This is a genomic window from Serratia ureilytica (genome assembly GCF_013375155.1).
Lineage (GTDB): Bacteria > Pseudomonadota > Gammaproteobacteria > Enterobacterales > Enterobacteriaceae > Serratia > Serratia ureilytica.
The window spans coordinates 355,237-376,509 of record NZ_JABXOF010000003.1 but is presented as its reverse complement, the minus strand read 5'-3'; the positions used below and the strand labels follow the sequence as shown (position 1 = coordinate 376,509).

17 protein-coding genes are annotated in these 21,273 nt (G+C 60.7%); 7 read left to right on the top strand and 10 right to left on the bottom strand.

Annotated elements, in window-relative coordinates; all coding sequences use genetic code 11:
* Positions 1-63: 63 nt before the first annotated feature.
* A complete protein-coding gene (gene nifJ, locus HWW83_RS08270; RefSeq protein ID WP_176589202.1) occupies positions 64-3,597 on the bottom strand; it encodes a pyruvate:ferredoxin (flavodoxin) oxidoreductase in 3,534 nt (1,177 codons plus the stop codon).
* 247 nt (positions 3,598-3,844) lie between these two features.
* On the opposite strand from nifJ, the gene ssmE reads away from it, so the two are divergent.
* Both ssmE and HWW83_RS08260 read left to right on the top strand, forming a co-directional pair.
* Positions 3,845-4,177, top strand: a complete 333-nt coding sequence (gene ssmE, locus HWW83_RS08265; protein WP_033632935.1) for a multidrug efflux SMR transporter SsmE — start codon at positions 3,845-3,847, stop codon at positions 4,175-4,177.
* 499 nt (positions 4,178-4,676) lie between these two features.
* Complete coding sequence (locus HWW83_RS08260) at positions 4,677-4,931, top strand: putative hemolysin (RefSeq protein ID WP_176589201.1); 255 nt, start codon at positions 4,677-4,679, stop codon at positions 4,929-4,931.
* 29 nt (positions 4,932-4,960) lie between these two features.
* Here HWW83_RS08260 and hslJ read toward each other — a convergent pair whose 3' ends face one another.
* Positions 4,961-5,386: a heat shock protein HslJ gene (gene hslJ, locus HWW83_RS08255; RefSeq protein WP_033643221.1), complete on the bottom strand. Its 426-nt coding sequence runs from the start codon at positions 5,384-5,386 to the stop codon at positions 4,961-4,963.
* A gap of 52 nt (positions 5,387-5,438) precedes the next feature.
* On the bottom strand, positions 5,439-6,431 hold the full coding sequence (locus HWW83_RS08250) for a 2-hydroxyacid dehydrogenase (RefSeq protein ID WP_033650287.1): 993 nt from the start codon (positions 6,429-6,431) through the stop codon (positions 5,439-5,441).
* Positions 6,432-6,874: 443 nt separating this feature from the next.
* Here HWW83_RS08250 and HWW83_RS08245 point away from each other — a divergent pair, with 443 nt between their 5' ends.
* From HWW83_RS08245 to HWW83_RS08235, 3 genes are read left to right on the top strand one after another with little or no spacing between them, the layout of a single operon-like run.
* Positions 6,875-9,487: a YdbH family protein gene (locus HWW83_RS08245; RefSeq protein ID WP_176589200.1), complete on the top strand. Its 2,613-nt coding sequence runs from the start codon at positions 6,875-6,877 to the stop codon at positions 9,485-9,487.
* Positions 9,484-9,681, top strand: a complete 198-nt coding sequence (locus HWW83_RS08240; RefSeq protein WP_025302979.1) for a YnbE family lipoprotein — start codon at positions 9,484-9,486, stop codon at positions 9,679-9,681. Before HWW83_RS08245 ends, HWW83_RS08240 begins: the two co-directional genes overlap by 4 nt.
* An 8-nt stretch (positions 9,682-9,689) precedes the next feature.
* Positions 9,690-10,013, top strand: coding sequence for a YdbL family probable chaperone protein (locus HWW83_RS08235; RefSeq protein ID WP_033643218.1), 324 nt, complete (start codon positions 9,690-9,692; stop codon positions 10,011-10,013).
* A gap of 119 nt (positions 10,014-10,132) precedes the next feature.
* Here the strand turns inward: HWW83_RS08235 and azoR are convergent, their stop codons facing one another.
* Positions 10,133-10,738, bottom strand: coding sequence for an FMN-dependent NADH-azoreductase (gene azoR, locus HWW83_RS08230; protein WP_015377994.1), 606 nt, complete (start codon positions 10,736-10,738; stop codon positions 10,133-10,135).
* 269 nt (positions 10,739-11,007) lie between these two features.
* On the opposite strand from azoR, the gene hrpA reads away from it, so the two are divergent.
* Entirely contained in the window at positions 11,008-14,895 is a 3,888-nt protein-coding gene (gene hrpA / locus HWW83_RS08225; protein ID WP_176589199.1) for an ATP-dependent RNA helicase HrpA, read from the top strand.
* Between the two features lie 96 nt (positions 14,896-14,991).
* Here hrpA and HWW83_RS08220 read toward each other — a convergent pair whose 3' ends face one another.
* The 3 genes from HWW83_RS08220 to asr form a co-directional block, all read right to left on the bottom strand.
* Positions 14,992-15,804 (bottom strand): trypsin-like serine peptidase, encoded by an 813-nt coding sequence (locus HWW83_RS08220; RefSeq protein ID WP_046687125.1) that lies wholly within the window; start codon positions 15,802-15,804, stop codon positions 14,992-14,994.
* A 127-nt stretch (positions 15,805-15,931) separates the two neighbouring features.
* Positions 15,932-16,012 carry a small membrane protein YdgU gene (ydgU, locus tag HWW83_RS25895; protein WP_456301727.1) on the bottom strand — a complete coding sequence of 27 codons (81 nt, stop codon included), beginning with the start codon at positions 16,010-16,012 and terminating at the stop codon, positions 15,932-15,934.
* A gap of 87 nt (positions 16,013-16,099) precedes the next feature.
* On the bottom strand, positions 16,100-16,378 hold the full coding sequence (asr, locus tag HWW83_RS08215) for an acid resistance repetitive basic protein Asr (RefSeq protein WP_033643216.1): 279 nt from the start codon (positions 16,376-16,378) through the stop codon (positions 16,100-16,102).
* Between the two features lie 185 nt (positions 16,379-16,563).
* Between asr and HWW83_RS08210 the strand changes: the two genes are divergently transcribed.
* Positions 16,564-17,469, top strand: coding sequence for an alpha/beta fold hydrolase (locus HWW83_RS08210; RefSeq protein ID WP_176589198.1), 906 nt, complete (start codon positions 16,564-16,566; stop codon positions 17,467-17,469).
* A 170-nt stretch (positions 17,470-17,639) separates the two neighbouring features.
* On the opposite strand, the gene HWW83_RS08205 is transcribed toward HWW83_RS08210, so the two are convergent.
* Genes HWW83_RS08205 through rstA form a run of 3 tightly spaced genes read right to left on the bottom strand, consistent with a single transcriptional unit; the run spans position 17,640 to position 21,201 of the window.
* The gene (locus HWW83_RS08205; protein ID WP_046687123.1) at positions 17,640-19,139 is read right to left on the bottom strand and encodes a carboxypeptidase M32; all 1,500 of its coding nucleotides are present in this window, start codon (positions 19,137-19,139) and stop codon (positions 17,640-17,642) included.
* A gap of 35 nt (positions 19,140-19,174) precedes the next feature.
* Positions 19,175-20,479: a two-component system sensor histidine kinase RstB gene (gene rstB, locus HWW83_RS08200; protein ID WP_033643213.1), complete on the bottom strand. Its 1,305-nt coding sequence runs from the start codon at positions 20,477-20,479 to the stop codon at positions 19,175-19,177.
* On the bottom strand, positions 20,476-21,201 hold the full coding sequence (rstA, locus tag HWW83_RS08195) for a two-component system response regulator RstA (protein WP_004938307.1): 726 nt from the start codon (positions 21,199-21,201) through the stop codon (positions 20,476-20,478). Before rstA ends, rstB begins: the two co-directional genes overlap by 4 nt.
* Between the last annotated feature and the right edge of the window lie 72 nt (positions 21,202-21,273).

Sequence of the window (21,273 nt, the reverse complement as noted above, 5' to 3'; positions counted from 1 at the left end):
ATTGCTACGCCTTACGTCAACGGTAAAAGATCAGGGCGCGAATCGCTCGCGCCCTGAGGGAGGTTACTCAGCGGCGGACTTTTCCGCCTTGCCGGCCAGCAGGCTGAGGAAATCGTATTTCTCCTTCAGCTCTTTCTCGGCGGCCTGATACAGCGCGCTGGCCACCTCCGGCTGCTGCGCGTTCAGGCGGCGGAAACGCTGTTCTTTTAGCAGCGTTTCCGACAGGTTGCTGTTCGGCGGCCGTGAATCCAGCGCCAATGCGGCCTTGCCCTCGGCGCTGCGGCGCGGATCGAAGCGGTACAGCGGCCAGAAGCCGGTGGCGGTCAGCTGTTTCATCTGATCGTGGCTGAGCGCCAGATCGTAGCCGTGCTCTTCGCACGGGCTGTAGGCGATGATCAGCGACGGTCCCGGATAGGCCTCGGCCTCCTGAATCGCTTTCACCGTCTGGTTGAGCTGCGCCCCCAGCGAGATCTGCGCGACGTAAACATGGCCGTACATCATCATGCTGACGCCCAGATCCTTGCGCGCCTTGCGCTTGCCGTGCTCGCCGAATTTGGTCACCGCGCCGAGCGGCGTGGCCTTCGACTGCTGGCCGCCGGTGTTGGAGTAGCACTGGGTGTCGAGCACCAGCACGTTGACGTTCTCCGTCAGGCTGAGGACGTGATCCAAACCGCCGAAGCCGATGTCGTAGGCCCAGCCGTCACCGCCGATCAGCCAGATGGATTTATCCACCAGATAGTCGGCGTCGGTCGCCAGCTGGCGCGCATCTTCACCTTCAATACTCGCCAGCAGCGCGCGCAGTTCGGCGATTTGCTTGCGGCGCGGCTCCGGCGCCACGTCTTCCATCTGCAGGGCATTGACCAACTGCTCCGGCAGCTGCGGCGCCAGCGAATTCAGCAGGCGCAGCACCCGCGCGCGATGTTGATCGACCGTCAAACGGAAGCCCAGGCCGAATTCGGCGTTGTCTTCGAACAGCGAGTTGGCCCATGCCGGCCCGCGCCCTTCGGCGTTGGTGGTGTACGGCGTGGTCGGCAGGTTGCCGCCGTAGATCGACGAACAGCCGGTGGCGTTGGCGATCAGCAAACGGTCGCCATAGAGCTGGGTCAACAGCTTGATGTACGGCGTTTCGCCGCAGCCGGAGCAGGCGCCGGAGTACTCGAACAGCGGCGTGATCAGCTGCGAGGTGCGAATGTCGATGCGTTCCAGCTGCGCCGTATCGATTTCCGGCAGCTGCAGGAAGAAATCGTAGTTGTCTTTTTCCGCCGTCAGATTATCGAGGCGTGAGGCCATATTGATGGCCTTGATCTCCGGGTTCTGGCGATCTTTCGCCGGGCAGACCTCGACGCACAGGTTACAGCCGGTGCAATCCTCCGGCGCCACTTGCAGCACGTATTTTTGCCCGCGCATATCGCGCGCTTTGACATCCAGCGACTGCAGGGAGGCGGGGGCGTGTTCCATCTCCGCCGGCTGCACGACCTTGGCGCGAATGGCGGAGTGCGGACAGGCGGCGACGCAATGGTTGCACTGGGTGCACAGGTCGGGCTGCCAGACCGGGATCGCTTCGGCGATGTTGCGCTTTTCCCACTGGGTGGTACCCACCGGCCAGGTGCCGTCCGGCGGGAAGGCGGAAACCGGCAGCGCATCGCCCAGTCCGGCCAGCATCGCGGCGGTAACGGTTTTGACGAAGTCAGGCGCGGCGTCCGAGACCACCGGCGGGCGCATCGGGCTGCTGTCGTCGACCGGCTGCAGCGGGATTTCAATCAGCGCGCCGCGGGTGGCGCCCAGCGCCTGCCAGTTGCGCTCGACGATCTCCTGGCCTTTGCTGCTGTAGCTGCGGGCGATGGCGTCCTGCAGCTGTTGCAGCGCCACGTCGCTCGGCAGGATCTGCGTCAGATGGAAAAACGCCATCTGCATCACGGTGTTGATGCGCGCGCCGAGCCGGCATTCACGCGCCAGCTTGGCGGCGTTGATGATGTAGAAACGCGCCTGGCGTTGATGCAACAGCGCCTGTACCTCCTGCGGCAGGCGCGACCAGACTTCGTCGGCGCCGTAAGGGGTATTGAGCAGGAAGGTGCCGCCGGGTTTGAGGCGCTCAACCATCTGGTACTTATCGATAAACTGCAGCTGGTGGCAGCCGACGAAATCCGCCTGGCTGACCAGATAGGCCGAATTGATCGGCTGCTCGCTGACGCGCAGGTGCGAGACCGTCAGGCCGCCGGCCTTTTTGGAGTCGTAGACGAAATAGCCCTGCGCATACAGCGGCGTGGCGTTGCCGATGATTTTGATGTTGTTCTTGGTGGCCGAGACCGAGCCGTCGCTGCCCAAACCGTAGAATAGCGCTTCCAGCTCGGCGCGCTGCGGCAGGATTTCGTCGCTCAGCGGCAGCGAAAGGCCGGTGACGTCATCGAAGATGCCGACGGTGAAGCGCGGGCGCGGCTGCGGCTGGGCCAGCTCGCGGAATACCGCCAGCGCACAGTCCGGGCCGAACTCTTTCGACGACAGGCCGTAGCGGCCGCCGATCACCCGCGGCAGCGTGGCGCGTTCACCCCGGCTGTAGGCTTCCGCCAGCGCGGTCATCACGTCCAGATACAGCGGTTCGGCCAGCGCGCCCGGTTCTTTGGTGCGATCGAGCACCGCGACGCTGCGCACGCTGTCCGGCAGGGCGTCGAGCAGGTATTTGGCGGAGAACGGCCGGAACAGCCGCACTTTCAGCACGCCGACTTTTTCGCCGCGGGTCAGCAGGGTGTCGATCACTTCTTCGCAGGTGCCGGCGGCGGAGCCCATCACCACCACCACGCGTTCGGCCTGCGGGTGGCCATAATAGTCGAACGGCCGGTAGTGGCGGCCGGTGAGGGCGGCGAAAGCCTCCATGGCGTCGATCACGTGCTGGTCGGCGGCGTCATACCAAGGGTTGGTGGCCTCGCGCGACTGGAAATAGGTGTCAGGGTTGGCGGAAGTGCCGCGCACCACCGGATGATCCGGCGACAGCGCCCGGCGGCGGTGGGCGTCGATCGCCGCCTGCGGCAGCATGTGCCGCAACGTATCGTCGCTGAGCGGTACGATTTTATTGATCTCGTGCGAGGTGCGGAACCCGTCGAAAAAGTGGATGAACGGCAGGCGCGCGTTGAGGCTGGCGGTCTGCGAGATCAGCGCGAAATCCTGCGCTTCCTGCACGCTGCCGGCGCACAGCATGGCGCAGCCGGTCTGGCGCACCGCCATCACGTCAGAGTGATCGCCGAAGATTGACAGCGCGTGCGTGGCCACGGTGCGTGCGGCGACGTGCAGCACAAACGGCGTCAGCTCGCCGGCCAGTTTGTACAGCGTCGGGATCATCAGCAGCAGACCCTGCGATGAGGTGAACGAGGTGGACAGCGCGCCGGTCTGCAAGGCGCCGTGCACGGTGGCGATCGCGCCGCCCTCCGACTGCATTTCCACCACGCGCGGGATATCACCCCAGATGTTTTGCCGGCCATCGCCGGACCAGGCGTCCGCCTGCTCCGCCATGGTGGAACTTGGCGTGATAGGGTAGATGGCAATCACTTCGTTGGTGCGATAGGCCACGGAAGCGACTGCATTATTACCATCTGTAGTTATCATCGACATTACCTTTTCATTGCTCACAAAGCCGCGAAAGCGCACTTTCGCAGTAATGGAAAAAAGTCTAACAGAGGGTTTGAACGCGGCTTTATCGCGTTTGTGTGGCGGGCGATAAATCGGCAAGCGTATCCGGCATCGCTATTTGCATCGCCGGTTGAGGTCCTTCAATAAATTGTTTTCGCCGTTTAAAGACAATTTATTTCCGGCGCGTCATAATTGCGCATCGGTAAACTGACAGAAGAAAACCATGAGCGGATTTATGTATTTGACGATGGCGATAGTCGCGGAAGTGATCGCCACCACCATGTTGAAAGCCTCCGAGGGCTTTACCCGTCTGTGGCCGTCGCTGCTGGTGGTGCTGGGCTACGGCGTAGCGTTTTGGGGGCTGTCGATGGTGGTCAAGAGCATGCCGCTGGGCATTGTGTATGCGATTTGGTCGGGCATGGGGATCGTGCTGGTGTCGGTCGCGGCGGTATTCGTTTATCAGCAAAAATTGGATTGGCCGGCGATTGTCGGCATGGGATTAATTATTGCCGGCGTGCTGGTAATTAATTTACTGTCGAAAGCCTCTGTGCACTGAATGTTATTTTGATGTAAAAAAAGCCGGCGTGACAGCAAGTCGCGCCGGTTGAAGAATTCAGCCATCATTCACTGAAAATAGTGGAATGCTAATTAGTTAGCGCCGTCAGCATAGACGCAAATATCATCCTCTCCGGTAGCAAAAAATGCGCCGTCACGCCGAAAGCACGCGGGGTTAATTAATACCGATATCATGCGAAGAAACCCCGTCGCCGGCAACGGTGACGTTATCACTTTCTCTCTGCGGCCGGGGCGGGCGGTGGGGGCCGCTGTCACGTTTAACCTCCCGCAATGGGGGCGGAAATATTCTGCAAACAAAATAAATGTCCGGCCGGTGCAAAAAAACCACAAATAATGGCCGGAATATATTTTCATTATTTATATATCGAGCTAGATTAAACAAGTTTGCATCAAAGATAGCGAAACGTGTCCGCCAAGTGACGCGCGTTATCGGCAATGGCGATTTTACACAGCGCAGTTCCGGGTTCAGGAGTGGGATAATGACGACATCAAAATGGCTGCTTGCCAGCGCCGTGGTGCTTTTAGCCGCCTGCAGCAGCAACAACGAAGAGCCAGTACAGCAGGGCAACAGTGCCAGAATCAATACGTTGCAGACCAGCGCCGGTTGCGCGGCGGTCGGCGGCGTTACCACCATCGCGCACAACTTGAACGGTGAAGCGTTGCGCATGTGCCAGATGCCGAACGGCAAACAGTGTGAGGAACGCACGCTGGGCCTGGGCAGCTGCGCCGGGTAAGCCCACGGCGCCAGGCCTGGCGTCCAGAATCAATATACCCAGTCGCGCAGGGCATAAACCAGCGTGTGGCCGCTGCCGTTGAGCGTCAGCTGCTGCGCGCTCAGCGTCACTTCGGCGCCGTTTTCCAGCACGGTGCCGATCACCCGATCCCAGCGATTGCGCTGCTCATCAGGGCACAGCCTGCGCGTCGAGGCCAACGGTTTTACCGTCAGTACGCCGTCGCGTAATTGCCCCTGGCCGAAAAAGCGGTTGCACATCGCGCCGGACACATGCAGGTTCTCGCCGAACTCCAGATTGAGCAGGACGCCGCCCGTTGGGGATTTTGCCGCTTCGCCATCGACGCTCTGCAACACGAAATTATGATGCATCAGATCGCCGGGCGTAACGGTCGCGGGTGGTTTCATGCTGCATCCCCCCAAGACCAGCGCCGCAAGGGCGGCCATCGTTGTTCTCATCGTCGCGCTCTCAAATAAACAGGGCGCCGCAGGGGGCGCCCCGAAATGCCGTTCACGCGTTCAACTGGTTCGGGCAGGCTTCGCCGCGATCCAATTGGCTGATGTTCTGCAGCGTGGTTTGCGAAATGCTGGTCAGCGCCTCTTCGGTCAGGAAAGCCTGATGGCCGGTGAACAGCACGTTGTGGCAGGCCGACAGGCGGCGGAACACGTCATCCTGAATCACGTCGTTAGACTTGTCTTCAAAGAACAGATCGCGTTCGTTCTCGTAGACGTCCATCCCGAGCGCGCCGATTTTTTGCTGCTTCAACGCGTCGATGGCGGCGGTAGAGTCGATCAGCGCGCCGCGGCTGGTGTTGATCACCATTACGCCGTTTTTCATCATCGCGAAGGCGTCGGCATTCAGCAGATGGTGGTTTTCCGGCGTCAGCGGGCAGTGCAGGGTGATTACGTCGGATTGCGCGTACAGCGTTTTCAGGTCGACATACTCTGCGCCCAGTTCCAGCGCCTGTTCGCTGGGGAACGGATCGTAAGCCAGCAGCTTCATGCCGAAGCCTTTGAGAATGCGCATCGTCGCCACGCCGATTTTACCGGTGCCGATCACGCCGGCGGTGCGATTGTGCATGTTAAAGCCGATCAGCCCTTCGAGAGAGAAATTGGCGTCGCGGGTGCGTTGATATGCGCGGTGAATACGGCGGTTCAGGCACATCATCATGCCTACCGCGTGTTCCGCCACGGCTTCCGGCGAGTAGGCCGGCACGCGCACTACCTTGATGCCCAGCGCTTTGGCGGCGTCCAGATCGACGTTATTAAAACCGGCGCAGCGCAGGGCGAGAATTTCGACGCCCAGCGCCGCCAGTTCTTCGAGCACTTCACGGCTACCGTCGTCGTTGACGAAGATACACACCGCCTTGCAACCGGCGGCCGTTTTGGCGGTTTTTTTACTGAGTAAAAAGTCGAAGAATTCCAGCTCATAGCCAAACTGCTGATTCACCAGTTCGAGATATTTACGGTCATACTGTTTGGTGCTGTATATCGCCAATTTCATCGTGGTTTCTCCACCGTGATTTTGTGATCAATTTAACAGATTTTAGTAAATTCGACAATTGGTTAGCCACGCTGCAGGGCTGCTGTGGGCTGGCGGCGGTGAAGGGAAGGCGACGGTGAGGCGGGCGACAAAAAAATCCCCACGGGGGTGTGGGGAATGGCTTCTCTAGTACACAGTTAGCTAGCAGCTAAACTTTTATTAGAATGCTTGCAAGACTATTAATCATCAACGGTAACAACAATAACAAAAGTCTGAAAACTGTCCTATTTATGTGATGTATATGTAACGAAAATCTACAACTCCGCGCGCGCTTGCGCCAAAAGGGTGCAAATCGCCTCTGCGACCGCGCTCAGCTTCACCCTATGTCAAATTCGTGCCATCATTATTGTCAATTCAGGCATAGACTTAACCAATGCCTAACACAGGAACGAAGCAATCATTTAATGACCAGGCGATTGAAAGTATTCATAGGGACGGTGGCGGGCTGCGCAATCCTGGTGCTGGCGTTGTGGCAAACCTTGCCGCGCTGGCTGCCGGGGGTGTTATCGCATTGGTTGCCGTCGGGAAGCCGACTGGAGTTGCAGGGCAAATTGCATTGGCGCCAGGGCGGCCTGACGTTGGCGGGGGCGCGTTTCACCGCGCAAGATTGTCTGCTGGCCAGCGTCGGGCCGACGCGGCTGGCTTATCGGCAAGGCCGCTGGCAGCTGTCGAGCGATAAGGTCAGCGTCGATAGCGCCTGTTTGTCAAAACTGCCGGGCGGCGACGCCAACAGCGCGCCGCTTGCGCTCGATCAACTGCAGCGGCAGCTGCCGCCGCTGGATCTCACCATTCATGACCTCACGCTCATTCCCTGGCAGCGTTATGCCGGGAAGCTGCAGCTTTCCTCCGGCTCTGACGGGCAACGTCTGCATTATCGGGGGCCGAATCTCAGCGCCGAGGCGCAGTTGGATGAAAAACAACAGCTGACGTTGCACAGCCTGACCGTCATTCCGCCCAACAGCGCGCAACCGCTGCGCCTCGCCGGCAAGATAACCATTCCGCTGGATCTGGCCAGCCTGCCGACGCAGGGCGCGCTGCAGGGTGAAATGCAGACGGCCTATCTGGAAAAACCGGTTTTGCTGGATATGCGCTGGCAACAGCAGCAGGGCGTGTTGACGGTGAGCGAGAAAGGCGACGATCGGCCGCTGGCGGTGCTGCCGTGGGAAGTGACCCCGCAGCGGGTCAGCATCAAGCAGGGCGAGTGGCGTTGGCCCTACAGCGGACAGCCGTTGAACGGCGGCCTCAGCATCGCGCTGCACGACTGGAGCAAGGGACTGGATGAAACGGAGATCAGCGCGCGGCTGAACGTGATCACGGCCGGCCACAACGGCAAGGGCAATGCGGTGCTCACCCTCGGGCCGGGCAAGGTGGGGCTGACCGACAGCGATCTGCGGTTCCAACTGACCGGCCAGGCCAATCTGGCCGACTTCTCCGCTACCGCGTCGGTCCCGGGCGTGCTCGGCGGCAGCATTCTCAATCCGACGCTGGTTCTGCAGCCGGGTTCGTTGCTGCGCCTGTGGGGCAAGGTGACGCCGGAAATGACGCTGGAAGAGGCGCGTTTGCCGCTGGCGGGCGTGAAGGTGACCGCTGCCGGTATTACCGGCCGCCTGCAGGCGATTTTGAGCGCCAGCGACAGTTACTGGGGCCGCTTCAAGCTGCATCTGGACGGCCAGGCGCAGGATTTCTGGCCGGACAAGGGCCACTGGCAATGGCGCTACTGGGGCAATGGCCGCTTGCCGCCGCTGCAGGCCGCCTGGGACGTGGCCGGCAGCGGCAGCTGGCGCGACAGCGAGTTGGTGCTCGATAAACTCTCCACCGGCTTCGATAAGTTGAAGTACGGCCTGGTGACGGTCGCCGCGCCGCGCTTGAGCCTCAACCAGCCGCTGCGCTGGCGGCGTGATGAACAAAGCCCGCAGTTCAACGGTGAGCTGCAGCTGGCGGCGGATAAGGTCATCTTCAGCGATGGCGGTTATCTGCCGGCGCCGGTGCTGGCGCTGCAGGTGAACGGCCGTTCGCCGGACAGTTTCCAGATGCAGGGCAAGCTACAGGCGCAACAGATCGGTCCGATCGCGCTGCGCGGCCGTTGGGACGGCGAACGTCTGCGCGGCGAAGGCTGGTGGCCGAAACAGTCGCTGAAGGTCTTCCAACCGCTGCTGGCGCCGGATCTCAATCTCACGCTGCGCGACGGCGAGTTTTACGCGCAGTCGGCGTTTTCCGCCGCCCGCGAACAAGGGTTCGAGGCCGGTGGCCACTGGGTGGTGAAAAACGGCGGCATGTGGCTGAAGGACGGGGAGATGAGCGGCCTGGATTTCATCCTGTCGTACCGGTTCAAGCAGCATCACTGGCAATTGGGAGCTAAACAGCCGGTATCGCTGCGCATCAAGTCTTTCACCAACCTGTTCGAGATGCAGAACATTTCCGCCGATTTGCAGGGCACCTATCCTTATAGCGAAGGGCAGCCACTGACGTTGAGCAACGTCGGCGTGGACATGCTCAACGGGCATATCAGCCTGTCTGCGCTGCGGTTGCCGCAGCATGACGCCGCAGTGCTGAAGCTGGACAAGGTCGATCTCAGCGCGCTGTTTACCGCCCTGAAACCGAAGCAGTTCGCCATGTCCGGCCGCGTCGACGGCGAGTTGCCGCTGTTCCTGAACCATCCGAAGTGGCTGGTGCAAAACGGCTGGATCGCCAACGCCGGCACGTTGACGCTGCGCCTGGACAAAGACATGGCCGACGCCATCGGCAGCAACAACCTGGCGACCGGCGCGGCGATCGACTGGCTGCGCTACATGGAAATCAACCGTTCGCATGCCCGGGTCGATCTCGACAACCTGGGCGAGCTGACGCTGAGCGCACGCATCGACGGCATCAACCCGCAGAAAAGCGCCAAGCGCGAGGTGATCCTGAACTATCGTCATCAGGAAAACGTGTTTCAGCTGTGGCGCAGTTTGCGCTTCGGCGACAATTTACAGGAGTGGCTGGAGCAGGCCCTCTCACAACCTGGGGAGCAACAATGAAAATCATGAGTGTGTCGACGCTGGCAGCGGTGCTGTGCGTTTCGCTGCTGAGCGGCTGCGTGCCGCGCATCGAGGTGGCGACGCCTAAGGATCCGATCACCATCAATATGAACGTCAAGATCGAACATGAAATTCATATCAAGGTGGATAAGGACGTCGAAAACCTGCTGAAAACCCAAAGCGGTCTGTTCTAGGAGCCGACATGAAAAAACGTTATTTGTGGCTGGCCGGCGCCGCCTGGCTGTTCAGCGGCCTGGCGATGGCGCTGACGCTGGATGAGGCGAAGCAGCAAGGGCGGGTGGGGGAAACCCTGAGCGGCTACATCGCGCCGGTGCAGCAGGACGCCGAAACTTTGGCGCTGGTGAAGCGCATCAACGCCGGCCGCGCCGAGAAGTATCAGGAAGTGGCGGACGGCAACCATATCGCCGTCGATGAAGTGGCGCGCATGGCCGGCCAGAAGCTGGTGACGCGGGCGCAGAGCGGCGAGTATGTGCGCGGCATCAACGGCCAGTGGCTGAAGAAGTAAAAAAAAGCGCGCCGTCTGGCGCGCTGAATGATACGGATAGATGATTATTATGAGGGTAGTGCAGGTTTGACAAGGCTTGCCTCTTGTCCGGCAGGGGCATGGCGCCCCTGCGCTGGCTCTTACGCGGCAACCACCTGAGACAGGGCCGCTTTGGCGTCTTCCTGTGCTTTGGTCGCCACTTCCGGACCGTAGGCGATGCCTTCCGCGAAGACGAACTCCACGTCGGTGATGCCGATGAAGCCCAGGAACAGACGCAGGTAAGGTTCCACCAGGTCGGTTGGGGTGCCTTTATGAATGCCGCCGCGGCTGGTCAGGATCACGGCGCGTTTGTTTTTCACCAGGCCTTCCGGACCGTTTTCGGTGTAACGGAAAGTCACGCCGGCGCGGGCGACCAGATCGAAATAGTTTTTCAGCTGGGTCGGGATGTTGAAGTTGTACATCGGTGCGGCGATCACGATAACGTCATTGGCCTGCAGCTCGGCGATCAGTTCGTCCGACAGGGCCAGCGCTTCTTGTTGACGCGGAGTCAACGGAGCATCGGAAGGACGCAGCGCGCCAACCAGCTCGCCGTCCAGCACCGGGATTGGCTGTGCGGCCAGATCGCGCACGGTGATGGTGTCGCCGCTGTGGGCGTTGCTCCATTGCTCTACGAAGAAATCGGCCAGTTGGTTAGACTGAGAGTAGGTCGCCAGGATGCTTGATTTCAGAACCAATACGTTGCTCATCGATAATTCCTTACGTTGTGACAGTGACATCAGGACTCAGCGTCCCTTGCATGAACTACATGCTATTCACATTCCCCCAACAGTGATAGCGCAATATTTCGAGATCTTCGTTCGATTTTATTGAATAACCTGCCGAGGCGTTACTCGCGAAAGTAGGGGGAAAAAGCCGTTTGTGATAGGCTGTGCGGCTAAAGCAAAAAAATCGCTAAAAAAACATTAAACCGTTGCTAAGCCTGGTCTTGGCCACGATGAAACAAGGAACACCGAACGTGAAATCTCCGCTCGAGGCACTGCCGGCCCAACTGGGCGAGCTGATGCTCCGCGATCAACAACGCCTGCGTCGTCGCCTGCAGGGCGCACGAAAAATCAAAAATCCCGATGCCCAGCTGGCGGTCGCCGCCGAAGTGGAAAGCGACATCGCGACGGCGCGGCAAAAAGTGCAGGCGCGCGCCGCGTCTTGCCCGCGCATTACCTATCCGGAAAGCCTGCCGGTCAGCCAGAAAAAGCAGGACATCTTAAAAGCTGTCCGCGACCACCAGGTGGTGATCGTCGCCGGGGAGACCGGCTCGGGGAAAACCACCCAGTTGCCGAAGATCTGTCTGGAGCTGGGGCGTGGGGTGAAAGGGCTGATCGGCCATACCCAGCCGCGCCGCCTGGCGGCGCGCACCGTCGCCAACCGCATCGCCGACGAGCTGGAAACCCCGCTCGGCGGCAGCGTCGGCTACAAGGTGCGCTTCAACGATCAGGTGGGAGAAAACACCCTGGTCAAACTGATGACCGACGGTATTTTGCTGGCGGAAATTCAGCAGGACCGTCTGCTGATGCAGTACGATACGCTGATCATCGATGAAGCGCACGAGCGCAGCCTCAACATCGACTTTATTCTCGGTTACCTGCGCGAACTGTTGCCGAAGCGACCGGATCTCAAGGTGATCATCACCTCGGCGACCATCGATCCGCAGCGCTTCTCGCGCCATTTCAACAATGCGCCAATCATCGAGGTTTCCGGCCGCACCTACCCGGTGGAGGTGCGCTACCGCCCGGTGGTCGACGACGGCGACGATACCGATCGCGACCAGCTGCAGGCGATTTTCGATGCGGTGGACGAGCTTGGACGCGAGGGGCCGGGCGACATTCTGATCTTCATGAGCGGCGAGCGCGAGATCCGCGATACCGCCGATGCCCTGAACCGTCTCAATCTGCCGCATACCGAAGTGCTGCCGCTGTATGCGCGCCTGTCGAACAGCGAGCAGAACCGGGTGTTCCAGTCGCATCACGGCCGCCGCATCGTGTTGGCCACCAACGTGGCTGAAACCTCGCTGACGGTGCCGGGCATCAAGTACGTCATCGATCCGGGCACCGCGCGCATCAGCCGCTACAGCTTCCGCACCAAGGTGCAGCGCCTGCCGATCGAACCGGTGTCGCAGGCCTCCGCCAACCAGCGTAAAGGGCGTTGCGGCCGCGTGTCGGAGGGGGTGTGCATCCGTCTGTACTCCGAACAGGATTTCCTCTCGCGGCCGGCATTTACCGATCCGGAAATTCTGCGCACCAACCTGGCGTCGGTCATTCTGCAGATGACCTCGCTGGGGCTGGGCGACATCGCCGCGTTTCCGTTCGTCGAGGCGCCGGACAAACGCAACATTCAAGATGGCGTGCGCCTGCTGGAAGAGCTGGGGGCGATCACCACCGCCGATAACGGCCACTATCAGCTGACGCCGCAGGGCCGGCAGCTGGCGCAGTTGCCGATCGACCCGCGTCTGGCGCGCATGGTGCTGGAAGCGCAGAAGAGCGGCAGCGTGCGCGAGGTGATGATCATCACCGCCGCGCTGTCGATTCAGGATCCGCGTGAGCGCCCGATGGACAAGCAGCAGGCCTCGGATGAAAAACACCGCCGCTTCGCCGACAAAGACTCGGACTTCCTGGCGTTCGTCAACCTGTGGGATTATCTGCAGGAGCAGCAAAAGGCGAACTCCTCCAGCCAGTTCCGCCGGCTGTGCCGCAACGATTTTCTCAACTACCTGCGGGTGCGCGAGTGGCAGGATATCTATACTCAGCTGCGCCAGGTGGTGAAAGAGCTGGGGCTGCCGATCAACAGCGCGCCTTCCGACTACCGCAGCGTCCACACCGCGCTGCTGACCGGCCTGTTGTCGCACATCGGCCAGAAGGATGCGGACAAGCAGGAATACACCGGCGCGCGCAACGCCCGCTTCTCGATCTTCCCCGGCTCCGGCCTGTTCAAGAAGCCGCCGAAGTGGACCATGGTGGCTGAACTGGTGGAAACCAGCCGCCTGTGGGGGCGCATCGCCGCGCGCATCGAACCGGAATGGATCGAGCCGCTGGCTCAGCACCTGGTGAAACACAGCTACAGCGAACCGCACTGGTCGAAGTCGCAGGGGGCGGTGATGGCCAGCGAAAAGGTCACGTTGTTCGGTCTGCCGATCGTCGCGGCGCGCCAGGTCAATTACGGCGCCATCGATCCGCTGCTGTGCCGCGAGCTGTTTATCCGCCATGCGCTGGTGGAGGGCGACTGGCAGACGCGCCATGCTTTCTTCCGCGAAAACCAAAAGCTGCGCGCCGAAGTGGAAGAGCTGGAGCATAAATCGCGTCGCCGCGACATTCTGGTGGACGACGAAACGCTGTTCGGCTTCTACGATCGCCGTCTCCCCAACGACGTGGTGTCCGGCCTTCATTTCGACAGCTGGTGGAAGACCGCCGCCAAACAGCAGCCCGACCTGCTGAACTTCGAAAAAGAGATGCTGATCAAGGATGGCGCCAACAAGATCAGCGCGCTGGATTACCCGAACTTCTGGCATCAGGGCAACCTCAAACTGCGGCTGAGCTATCAGTTCGAACCAGGCACTGACGCCGACGGCGTGACGGTGCACATCCCGCTGCCGATCCTCAACCAGGTGGAGGAGCAGGGCTTCGAATGGCAGATCCCCGGCATCCGCCGTGAGCTGGTGATCGCGCTGATCAAATCGTTGCCGAAACCGGTGCGTCGCAACTTCGTGCCGGCGCCGAACTACGCCGAAGCGTTCCTTGGCCGCGTAACGGCGCTGGAATTGCCGCTGCTTGACGCGCTGGAGCGCGAGCTGCGGCGTATGACTGGCGTGACCGTGTCACGTGATGACTGGCAGTGGGATCAGGTGCCCGATCACCTGAAAATGACTTTCCGCGTGGTGGGCGAGAAAAACCAGACGCTGCGCGAAGGCAAAGATCTGGCCGCCCTGCGCCTGCAGTTGAAAGAGAAGGTGCAGGAGACGCTGTCGGCGGTGGCCGATGACGGACTGGAGCAGAGCAACCTGCATGTCTGGAGCTTTGGCCAATTGCCGGCGTTCTACGAGCAGAAGCGCGGCGGCTATTCGATGAAAGCCTATCCGGCGCTGGTGGATGAAAAGGACAGCGTGGCGATCCGCCTGTTCGACAGCGAAAGCGAACAGCAACAGGCGATGTGGCAGGGCACGCGCCGCCTGCTGTTGTTGAATATTCCTTCGCCGATCAAATATCTGCATGAAAAGCTGCCGAACAAGGCCAAGCTGGGGCTTTATTTCAACCCGTACGGCAAGGTGCTGGAGCTGATCGACGACTGCATTTCGTGCGGCATCGACAAACTGATCGCCGAACACGGCGGCCCGGTTTGGCAGGAGGAAGACTTTGCACGGTTGCAGGAGCAGATCCGCGCCGAGCTGAACGACACGGTCGTTGAGGTGGCCAAGCAGGTTGAACAGATCCTGACGGCGGTCTTCAACATCAACAAACGGCTGAAAGGCCGGGTGGACATGTCGTTGGCGCTGGCGCTGTCGGACATCAAGACCCAGCTCGGCGGGCTGGTCTACCGCGGCTTCGTCACCGGCAACGGATGGAAACGGCTGCCGGACACGCTGCGCTACCTGCAGGCGATCGAACGCCGATTGGAGAAACTGGCTATCGATCCGCACCGCGATCGCGCGCAGATGCTGCGGGTGGAGCAGGTGCAGCAGGCGTGGCAGCAGTGGCTGAACAAGCTGCCGCCGAAGCGACAGCAGGAGGAAGAGGTGAAAGCGGTGCGCTGGATGATTGAAGAACTGCGCGTCAGCCTGTTCGCGCAGCAGCTGGGCACACCTTACCCTATCTCCGACAAGCGCATTCTGCAAACCATCGAACAGCTTTCGGGCTAAGCTCAGGCGCGCCGGCCGGCAAACGGCCGGCGCAGCGCAAGTTGAAATTCAGGAAACAGAGAAACAGCAACGGCGCTTGATGCGCCGTTGCGAGAGCTACTTGCCTGCCGCCAGGGCGTCCAGCGCCTCGCGGATGCCGGGCACCGCCAGAGCGCGGTTATCGGCGCGGTAACGATCTTTCGCCGCCGGCGCCGAACTCTGGATGGCGATCAGCTGCCAGCCGTCGGCGGTTTTCAACAGCAGCGGTGAGCCGCTGTCGCCGGGCAGGGTATCACACTGGTGCGACAGCACCCCTTGCTGGGCCCAGCCGGTCACCTTGCAGTTTTGGTGGCTGTAGAGGTCATCAAGATGGTCCTCCGGGTAGCCCGCCTGGGTGATCAGCCGTTTGGCCTGTTTCAGGGCCTGAGTCAACGCCTTGCTGTCGCCTTGCCACAGCGGCAGCGGGGCGATCGGCAGCGGCGTTTTGTCTTTCAGCCGGATCAGCGCAAAGTCATAAGCGGCGGCAGCGGGCGGCACGATCCAGCCGTCGCCGTCCGCTTTCAGCTTTTTGCCCAGTTTGCTGTCGACCAGGGTTTCAATATTGTCGGTTTGATACTGCCATGATTTATCGCCCGCCACGAAGCGCAGGGCGACGGCTTTATCCAATTGTCCCGGCGGCGCCAGCACGCAATGGCCGGCGGTCAGCGCCAGGTGTGGGGAGATCAGCGTGGCGGTACACAGATTGCCGCTGGCGGTTTCGACCTGGCCGATGGCTTGCCACGGCTGGGCGGCGGTATCCGTGACCTTGATTCGTTCATCTTTGCCGAAAAACAGACGCGTTTGCTCGGCCTTGGACGGGCCGTCGGCGCGTGCCGCCTGGGAGGCGATGAGCGGGAGTGAGCACAGCAACAGTAAAACGGATATGCGCATAGATCTCTTGCCTGACAAATACGGATCATCCATAAACACACTGAATGCTAACTATAGACTGATTTAGCAGCCATGTGGATGGGCAATAACTGATTTTTCAATAATTTCCCGCCGGCGAGGCGACAGGCTACAGATAAAAAAAGACGGCGATCAGTCCACAGAGGATCAGGGCGGTCAGAATGATCTCGAACAGGTAGCGGCGCAGCATCAATGAGACCCCCCCGGATGAAAAAACACCCGGTGAACCGGGTGTCGTGCACGTCAAGCCTGAAGCGGTGAGGGGAACCTCACGATATTACGCTTTTTTGTGGCTGGCTTTCTTGTGGTGCTTTTTAGCCGCCTGGGCTTTTTGCGCCGGGGCTTTTTTGCCGGCTTTCTTGTGATGCTTTTTGGCCGCCTGAGCTTTCTGTACCGGGGCTTTCTTGCCGTGGTGTTTCACCTGAGCTTTAGCCGGCGCAGCGGTGGCGGTGGTTGCAGTAGCCGCAGGCGCGGTAGTGGTGGCAGCCTCGGCAGCGAAAGCCACGGAAGACAGACCCATTGCAGCGGCAACAACCAGAGCTAATACTTTTTTCATCGCAGAATCCTCAACATGACTTTTGGGTATCAACCCCACTGCGGGGCCGTTGAGATGATAGTAGGCAAACGGCGTCCGGCTTTCCGTGAGTGATTGGTTTCGGCTTGTAACCTAATGTACAGGGCGGCGGCGGCAGGAGGGATTGCTGCTATAATGACCGTCAGGCTCGATAAAAGGGATTTAAAATGAACGAGATAACGGTTCGTTGTGGCGTGACGGAACAGGGTGAGGTGCCGCTGGCCTATGAAGACTGGGGCGATGAGGCGCATCCGCCGCTGTTGTTAATCATGGGCATCGGCGCGCAGCTTTTGCTGTGGCCTGACGATTTCTGCCGCGCTCTGGTCGCCAAGGGATTTCGGGTGATCCGCTACGACAACCGCGACGTCGGCCTTTCCGGTAAAACGCGGGCGCAGCGCAAGACGCCGCTGTGGCTGTTGATGTTGCGTGCTCAGCTCGGCTGGCAAACGCCGGTGCCTTATACCCTGGCGGATATGGCGACGGACGCAGCGCATCTGCTCGATCATTTACGCATTCCTCAGGCTCATGTCCTTGGCGCCTCGATGGGGGGGATTATCGCCCAGGTGTTGGCCGCCGAATACCCGCAGCGCGTCGCCTCGTTATGCATCTTGTTTTCCAGCACCAATCAACCGCTGTTACCGCCGCCGGCGCCTTCGCTGCTGTGGTTGCTGGTGCGCCGGCCTGCCGCCGATATGACGCTGCAGCAGCGCCAGGAAGGGATGAAGGCCTTTCTGCGCGCGCTTGGCACCGCGACTTATCCGCCGGAGGAGGCGGAGCTGGATGCCCTGGTGAAGCGGTTGCTGAAGCGGGGCGTGGATCCGGAGGGCATGCAGCGGCAACTTTCCGCGCTGCTCGGCAGCGGCGATCTGCGGCGTTACAGTCGGCGCATTGCCGCGCCGACGCTGGTGATTCACGGCGATCGCGATCGGCTGGTGCGCAAGGCCGGCGGGGTGGCGATCGCTCGGGCCGTCGCCAACGCCAGATTGCAGATTACGCCGGGCATGGGGCATGATCTGCCCGCCGCGTTGAGACCACAATTGGTGACGATGATCGCCCGTCATGCGCTGGGATGAGAGGCAGATAGGGGCGCGGCTGTTTATGGTATTAGTTACAACATACTATTGGTAGGTAACAACCCGCCACCCTGTAGCCAAGGCGTTGCCGGCAAGGAAAGCGCGCTATGTAGCATTATTAGGTCAAGCAGGGGAAAAAGGGCGCGGCCGTGGCCGCGCACGGGGAGAGATTACAGGTAGCGGTTTTCCAAATGCTGGCGGAAGTAGCGCGGATTGAGCGCTTCACCGGTTGCATTGGCGATCAGCGTGTCGGTCGGGAAACGGCTGCCGTGGCGCCAGATGTTATGCTGTAACCAGTGGAACAACGGCTGCAGATTGCCGGCGGCGATGTCCTCGTTCAGCGAAGGCAGGGCCTGACGCACGCTGTGGAACAGCTGCGCGGCGTACATCGCGCCGAGAGTATAAGTCGGGAAGTAGCCGAAGGCGCCGTCGGTCCAGTGGATATCCTGCATGCAACCGTTGCGGTAGTTGCCGATGGTATCGAGGCCCAGGTAAGCGTGCATCTTTTCATTCCACAGCGCCGGAATGTCCTCCACTTCGATCTCGCCTTCGATCAGCGCTTTTTCAATTTCGTAGCGCAGGATGACGTGGGCAGGATAGCTCACCTCGTCGGCGTCGACGCGGATCAGGCCCGGTTTCACCCGCTGGTTGAGGCGAATGAAGTTGGCTTCTTCCAGCGCCGGCTGTTCGCCAAACTGCGCGGTAACCAGCGGACGCAAGATTTTCAGGAATTCATTGCCGCGCGCCAGCTGCATTTCGAACAGCAGGCTCTGCGATTCGTGGATGGCGGTGGAACGGGCCAGGGCGACCGGCTGGCCGAGCAGATCGCGCGGCAGGTTCTGCTCGTAGCGGGCGTGGCCGGTTTCATGCACGATGCCGAGCAGCGCGGTCAAAAACTCTTTCTCGTTGTAACGGGTGGTGATGCGCACATCTTCCGGCACGCCGCCGCAGAACGGGTGGGCGCTGACGTCAACGCGGCCATTGTCGAAGTTGAAACCGAGCAGCTTCATCACGCTCAGGCTTAGCTGGCGCTGGGTGTCCACATTGAACGGGCCCTGCGGCGCCAGGCAGGGTTCATTGGCCTGTTTGGCCACCACGCGCTGCAGCAAATCCGGCAGCCAGGTTTTCAAATCGCCGAAGATGCGATCGAGATCGCTGCTGCGCATGCCCGGCTCATACAGGTTGAGCAGGGCATCGTAACGGCTGGTGTCGGCCGCCTGCGCGCGGATCTGCGCCTCTTCCCGGCTGAGTTTGACCACGTCGCGCAGATTCTCCGCGAAGCCATCCCAGTCGTTGGCCGGGCGCTGGGCGCGCCAGGCGTGTTCACAGCGGGCGCCGGCCAGCGATTTGGCTTCGACCAGCGACGCCGGCAGCAGCACCGCGTCTTCATACTGGCGGCGCATTTCGCGCAGGTTGGCGCGGTCGATCTCGTCCAGCGTCTCCTGCTGCGCGCGATCCAACAGCGCGCCGGTGCTTTGTGCCGTTAAAATCTGGTGCTGCAGCACGCTCAATTCGGCCAGGGCTTCGGAGCGCGCCTTGCTGCCGCCCGGCGGCATCATGGTTTGCATGTCCCAACCGGCGATGGCGGACAGGTGGCCGAAACGCGACAGCCGGCTAAAAAGCGCGCGCAGGTGATCGTAAGCAGATGTGTTGGAAGGTGCAGATGTCATTATTATTCGGCTCCAATGAGAAGGGTCCGGCGGTATTACGCCAGATCGGCTTTTAAACTGAATGTCGGCTTCACCGGCCAGCAGAAACGGAAGCTGGCGCCGCCGAGCGAACTGCCTTCGACGAACACCTGTCCCTGGTAGGCGACGGCGATGGAATGGACGATGGCCAGCCCCAGCCCGCAGCCGCCGGTGGCGCGATCGCGGCTGGGATCGAGGCGAACGAAAGGCTCGAACACCCGCTCGCGCTCTTCCGGCGGGATACCCGGCCCGTCATCTTCGACCTGCAAACAGGCGAGGTCGCCGTCGAACCACAGCCCAACGCGCAGGCGCTGTTCGGAATAGCGCAGCGCGTTGTTGACCAGGTTATCGAGCACGCGCTCCATCAGGCGCAGATCGACGCCGCCGAAGTCGCCGACGTGCGGGATGTCGAGCTGGATGTCGCGTTCCTGATGGATAAGGCGGATATCATCGACCTTGTCCTCCAGCCACTTTGGCAGATCGATGGGTTCAATGTTTAACGCAACCTGCGGCCGGTCCAGGCGGGCATAGGTCAGCAGCTCGTCGATCAGCGACTCCAGTTGGCCGATATCGCGGTTCAGCGCCTGCTGCTCGCCTTCGGACAGGTTATCGCTCATCTCGAGCCGATAACGCAGGCGCACCAGCGGCGTGCGCAGCTCGTGGGCGATGCCGTCGATCAGCTGTTTCTTGCTGGCGATCAGGGTGTTGACGTTGTCGGCCATCTGGTTGAACGCCACGCCGAGCCGGCTCAGGCTGGAAGTGGGATCGAAGTGGGTGCGTTCATCCAGATGCCCGGCGCCGAGCCGCTGGGCGGCGTTTTCCAGTTTGAGCAGGTCTTGCCAGTGCGGCCGCATCCACAGAAACACCGGCAGCGCCAGCGACATGCCGATAAACACCAGCAACACCAGATCCAGCAGACGCATCTGGTGCAGATAGAACAGATAAGGAATGGGGCCGACCACCAACACATAGTGGCTGCGCGGAATGCGTTGCATAAAGGTGTACTGATCGTCGAGGGCGATGATTTCACCCAGCCGCAGCCGCTTTTTCAGATCCTCGCTCAGTTCCTGTTTGCCGAGCGGTTCGATATGAAGCTTGAACGACAGATTGAGATCCAGCGTGGCGATAGTTTTGTTCCAGTCCTTCAGCGGGATTTCGCGCAGCTCGCTGCGCATCAGGTACAGCGAGCTTTTCATCAAATCGTCCATCGACTGGCGGCCGGCGCGCTCGGCGGTCACCTTGTACACCAGGCCGACCAGCATCGCCATCACCAGAAAACAGACGAACAGCAACAGAAAGAACTGGACGAAAAGTTTTCTCATTGTTGCACCGATGCCCAGGCGTTAGGGGCGAACAGATAGCCCTTGTTGCGCACCGTCTTGATACGGAAAGGCTCCAGCGCGTTGTCGTACAGTTTGCGGCGCAGGCGGGAGATCGCCACGTCGATGCTGCGGTCCATGCCGTCGTAGCTCACGCCGCGCAGGTTTTGCAGCAGCGCCTCGCGATCCATGATCTGCCCGGCGTGGGTCGCCAACTCCCACAGCAGATCGAAATCCGAGGTGGACAGGGTGATGGTTTCCTCGCCCAGCGTAACCTGACGGTTGACCGGATCGATGCACAGCAGCCCGAAATGCAGCGCGTTATGCTGGGTAAGCGGCTGAACCGACTCTTCTTTCGGCTGCTGGCTGTGTTGACGCAGATGCAAACGCAGGCGCGCCAGCAACACCGCCGGCGGCGTGGTTTTCAGGATATAGTCGTTGGCGCCCATCTCCAGCGACAGGATATGGTTCATGTCGCTGTCGAGCGAGGTCAGCAGCACGATCGGGCCGGGGAAGGTGGGGCGCAGATCGCGGCACAGCGTCATGCCGTCTTTGCCGGGCAACATGATGTCCAGCAGCACCAGATCGGGTTGCTCGCGCTCGATGCGCGCTTGCGCGCTGTCGCCGCGCGGTTCGATCAGCACCTCGATATCGTGTTTACCCAGATAGGCGGCGATCAGTTTGCCGACCTCAGGATCGTCTTCCACAAAAACAATTTTATGCATATGCCCGTGTTTTAATAAGAAAAGCGGATTTCAGCATAGCGCGGCCCGCGAGGTTGCGCCAAGCGGATCTTT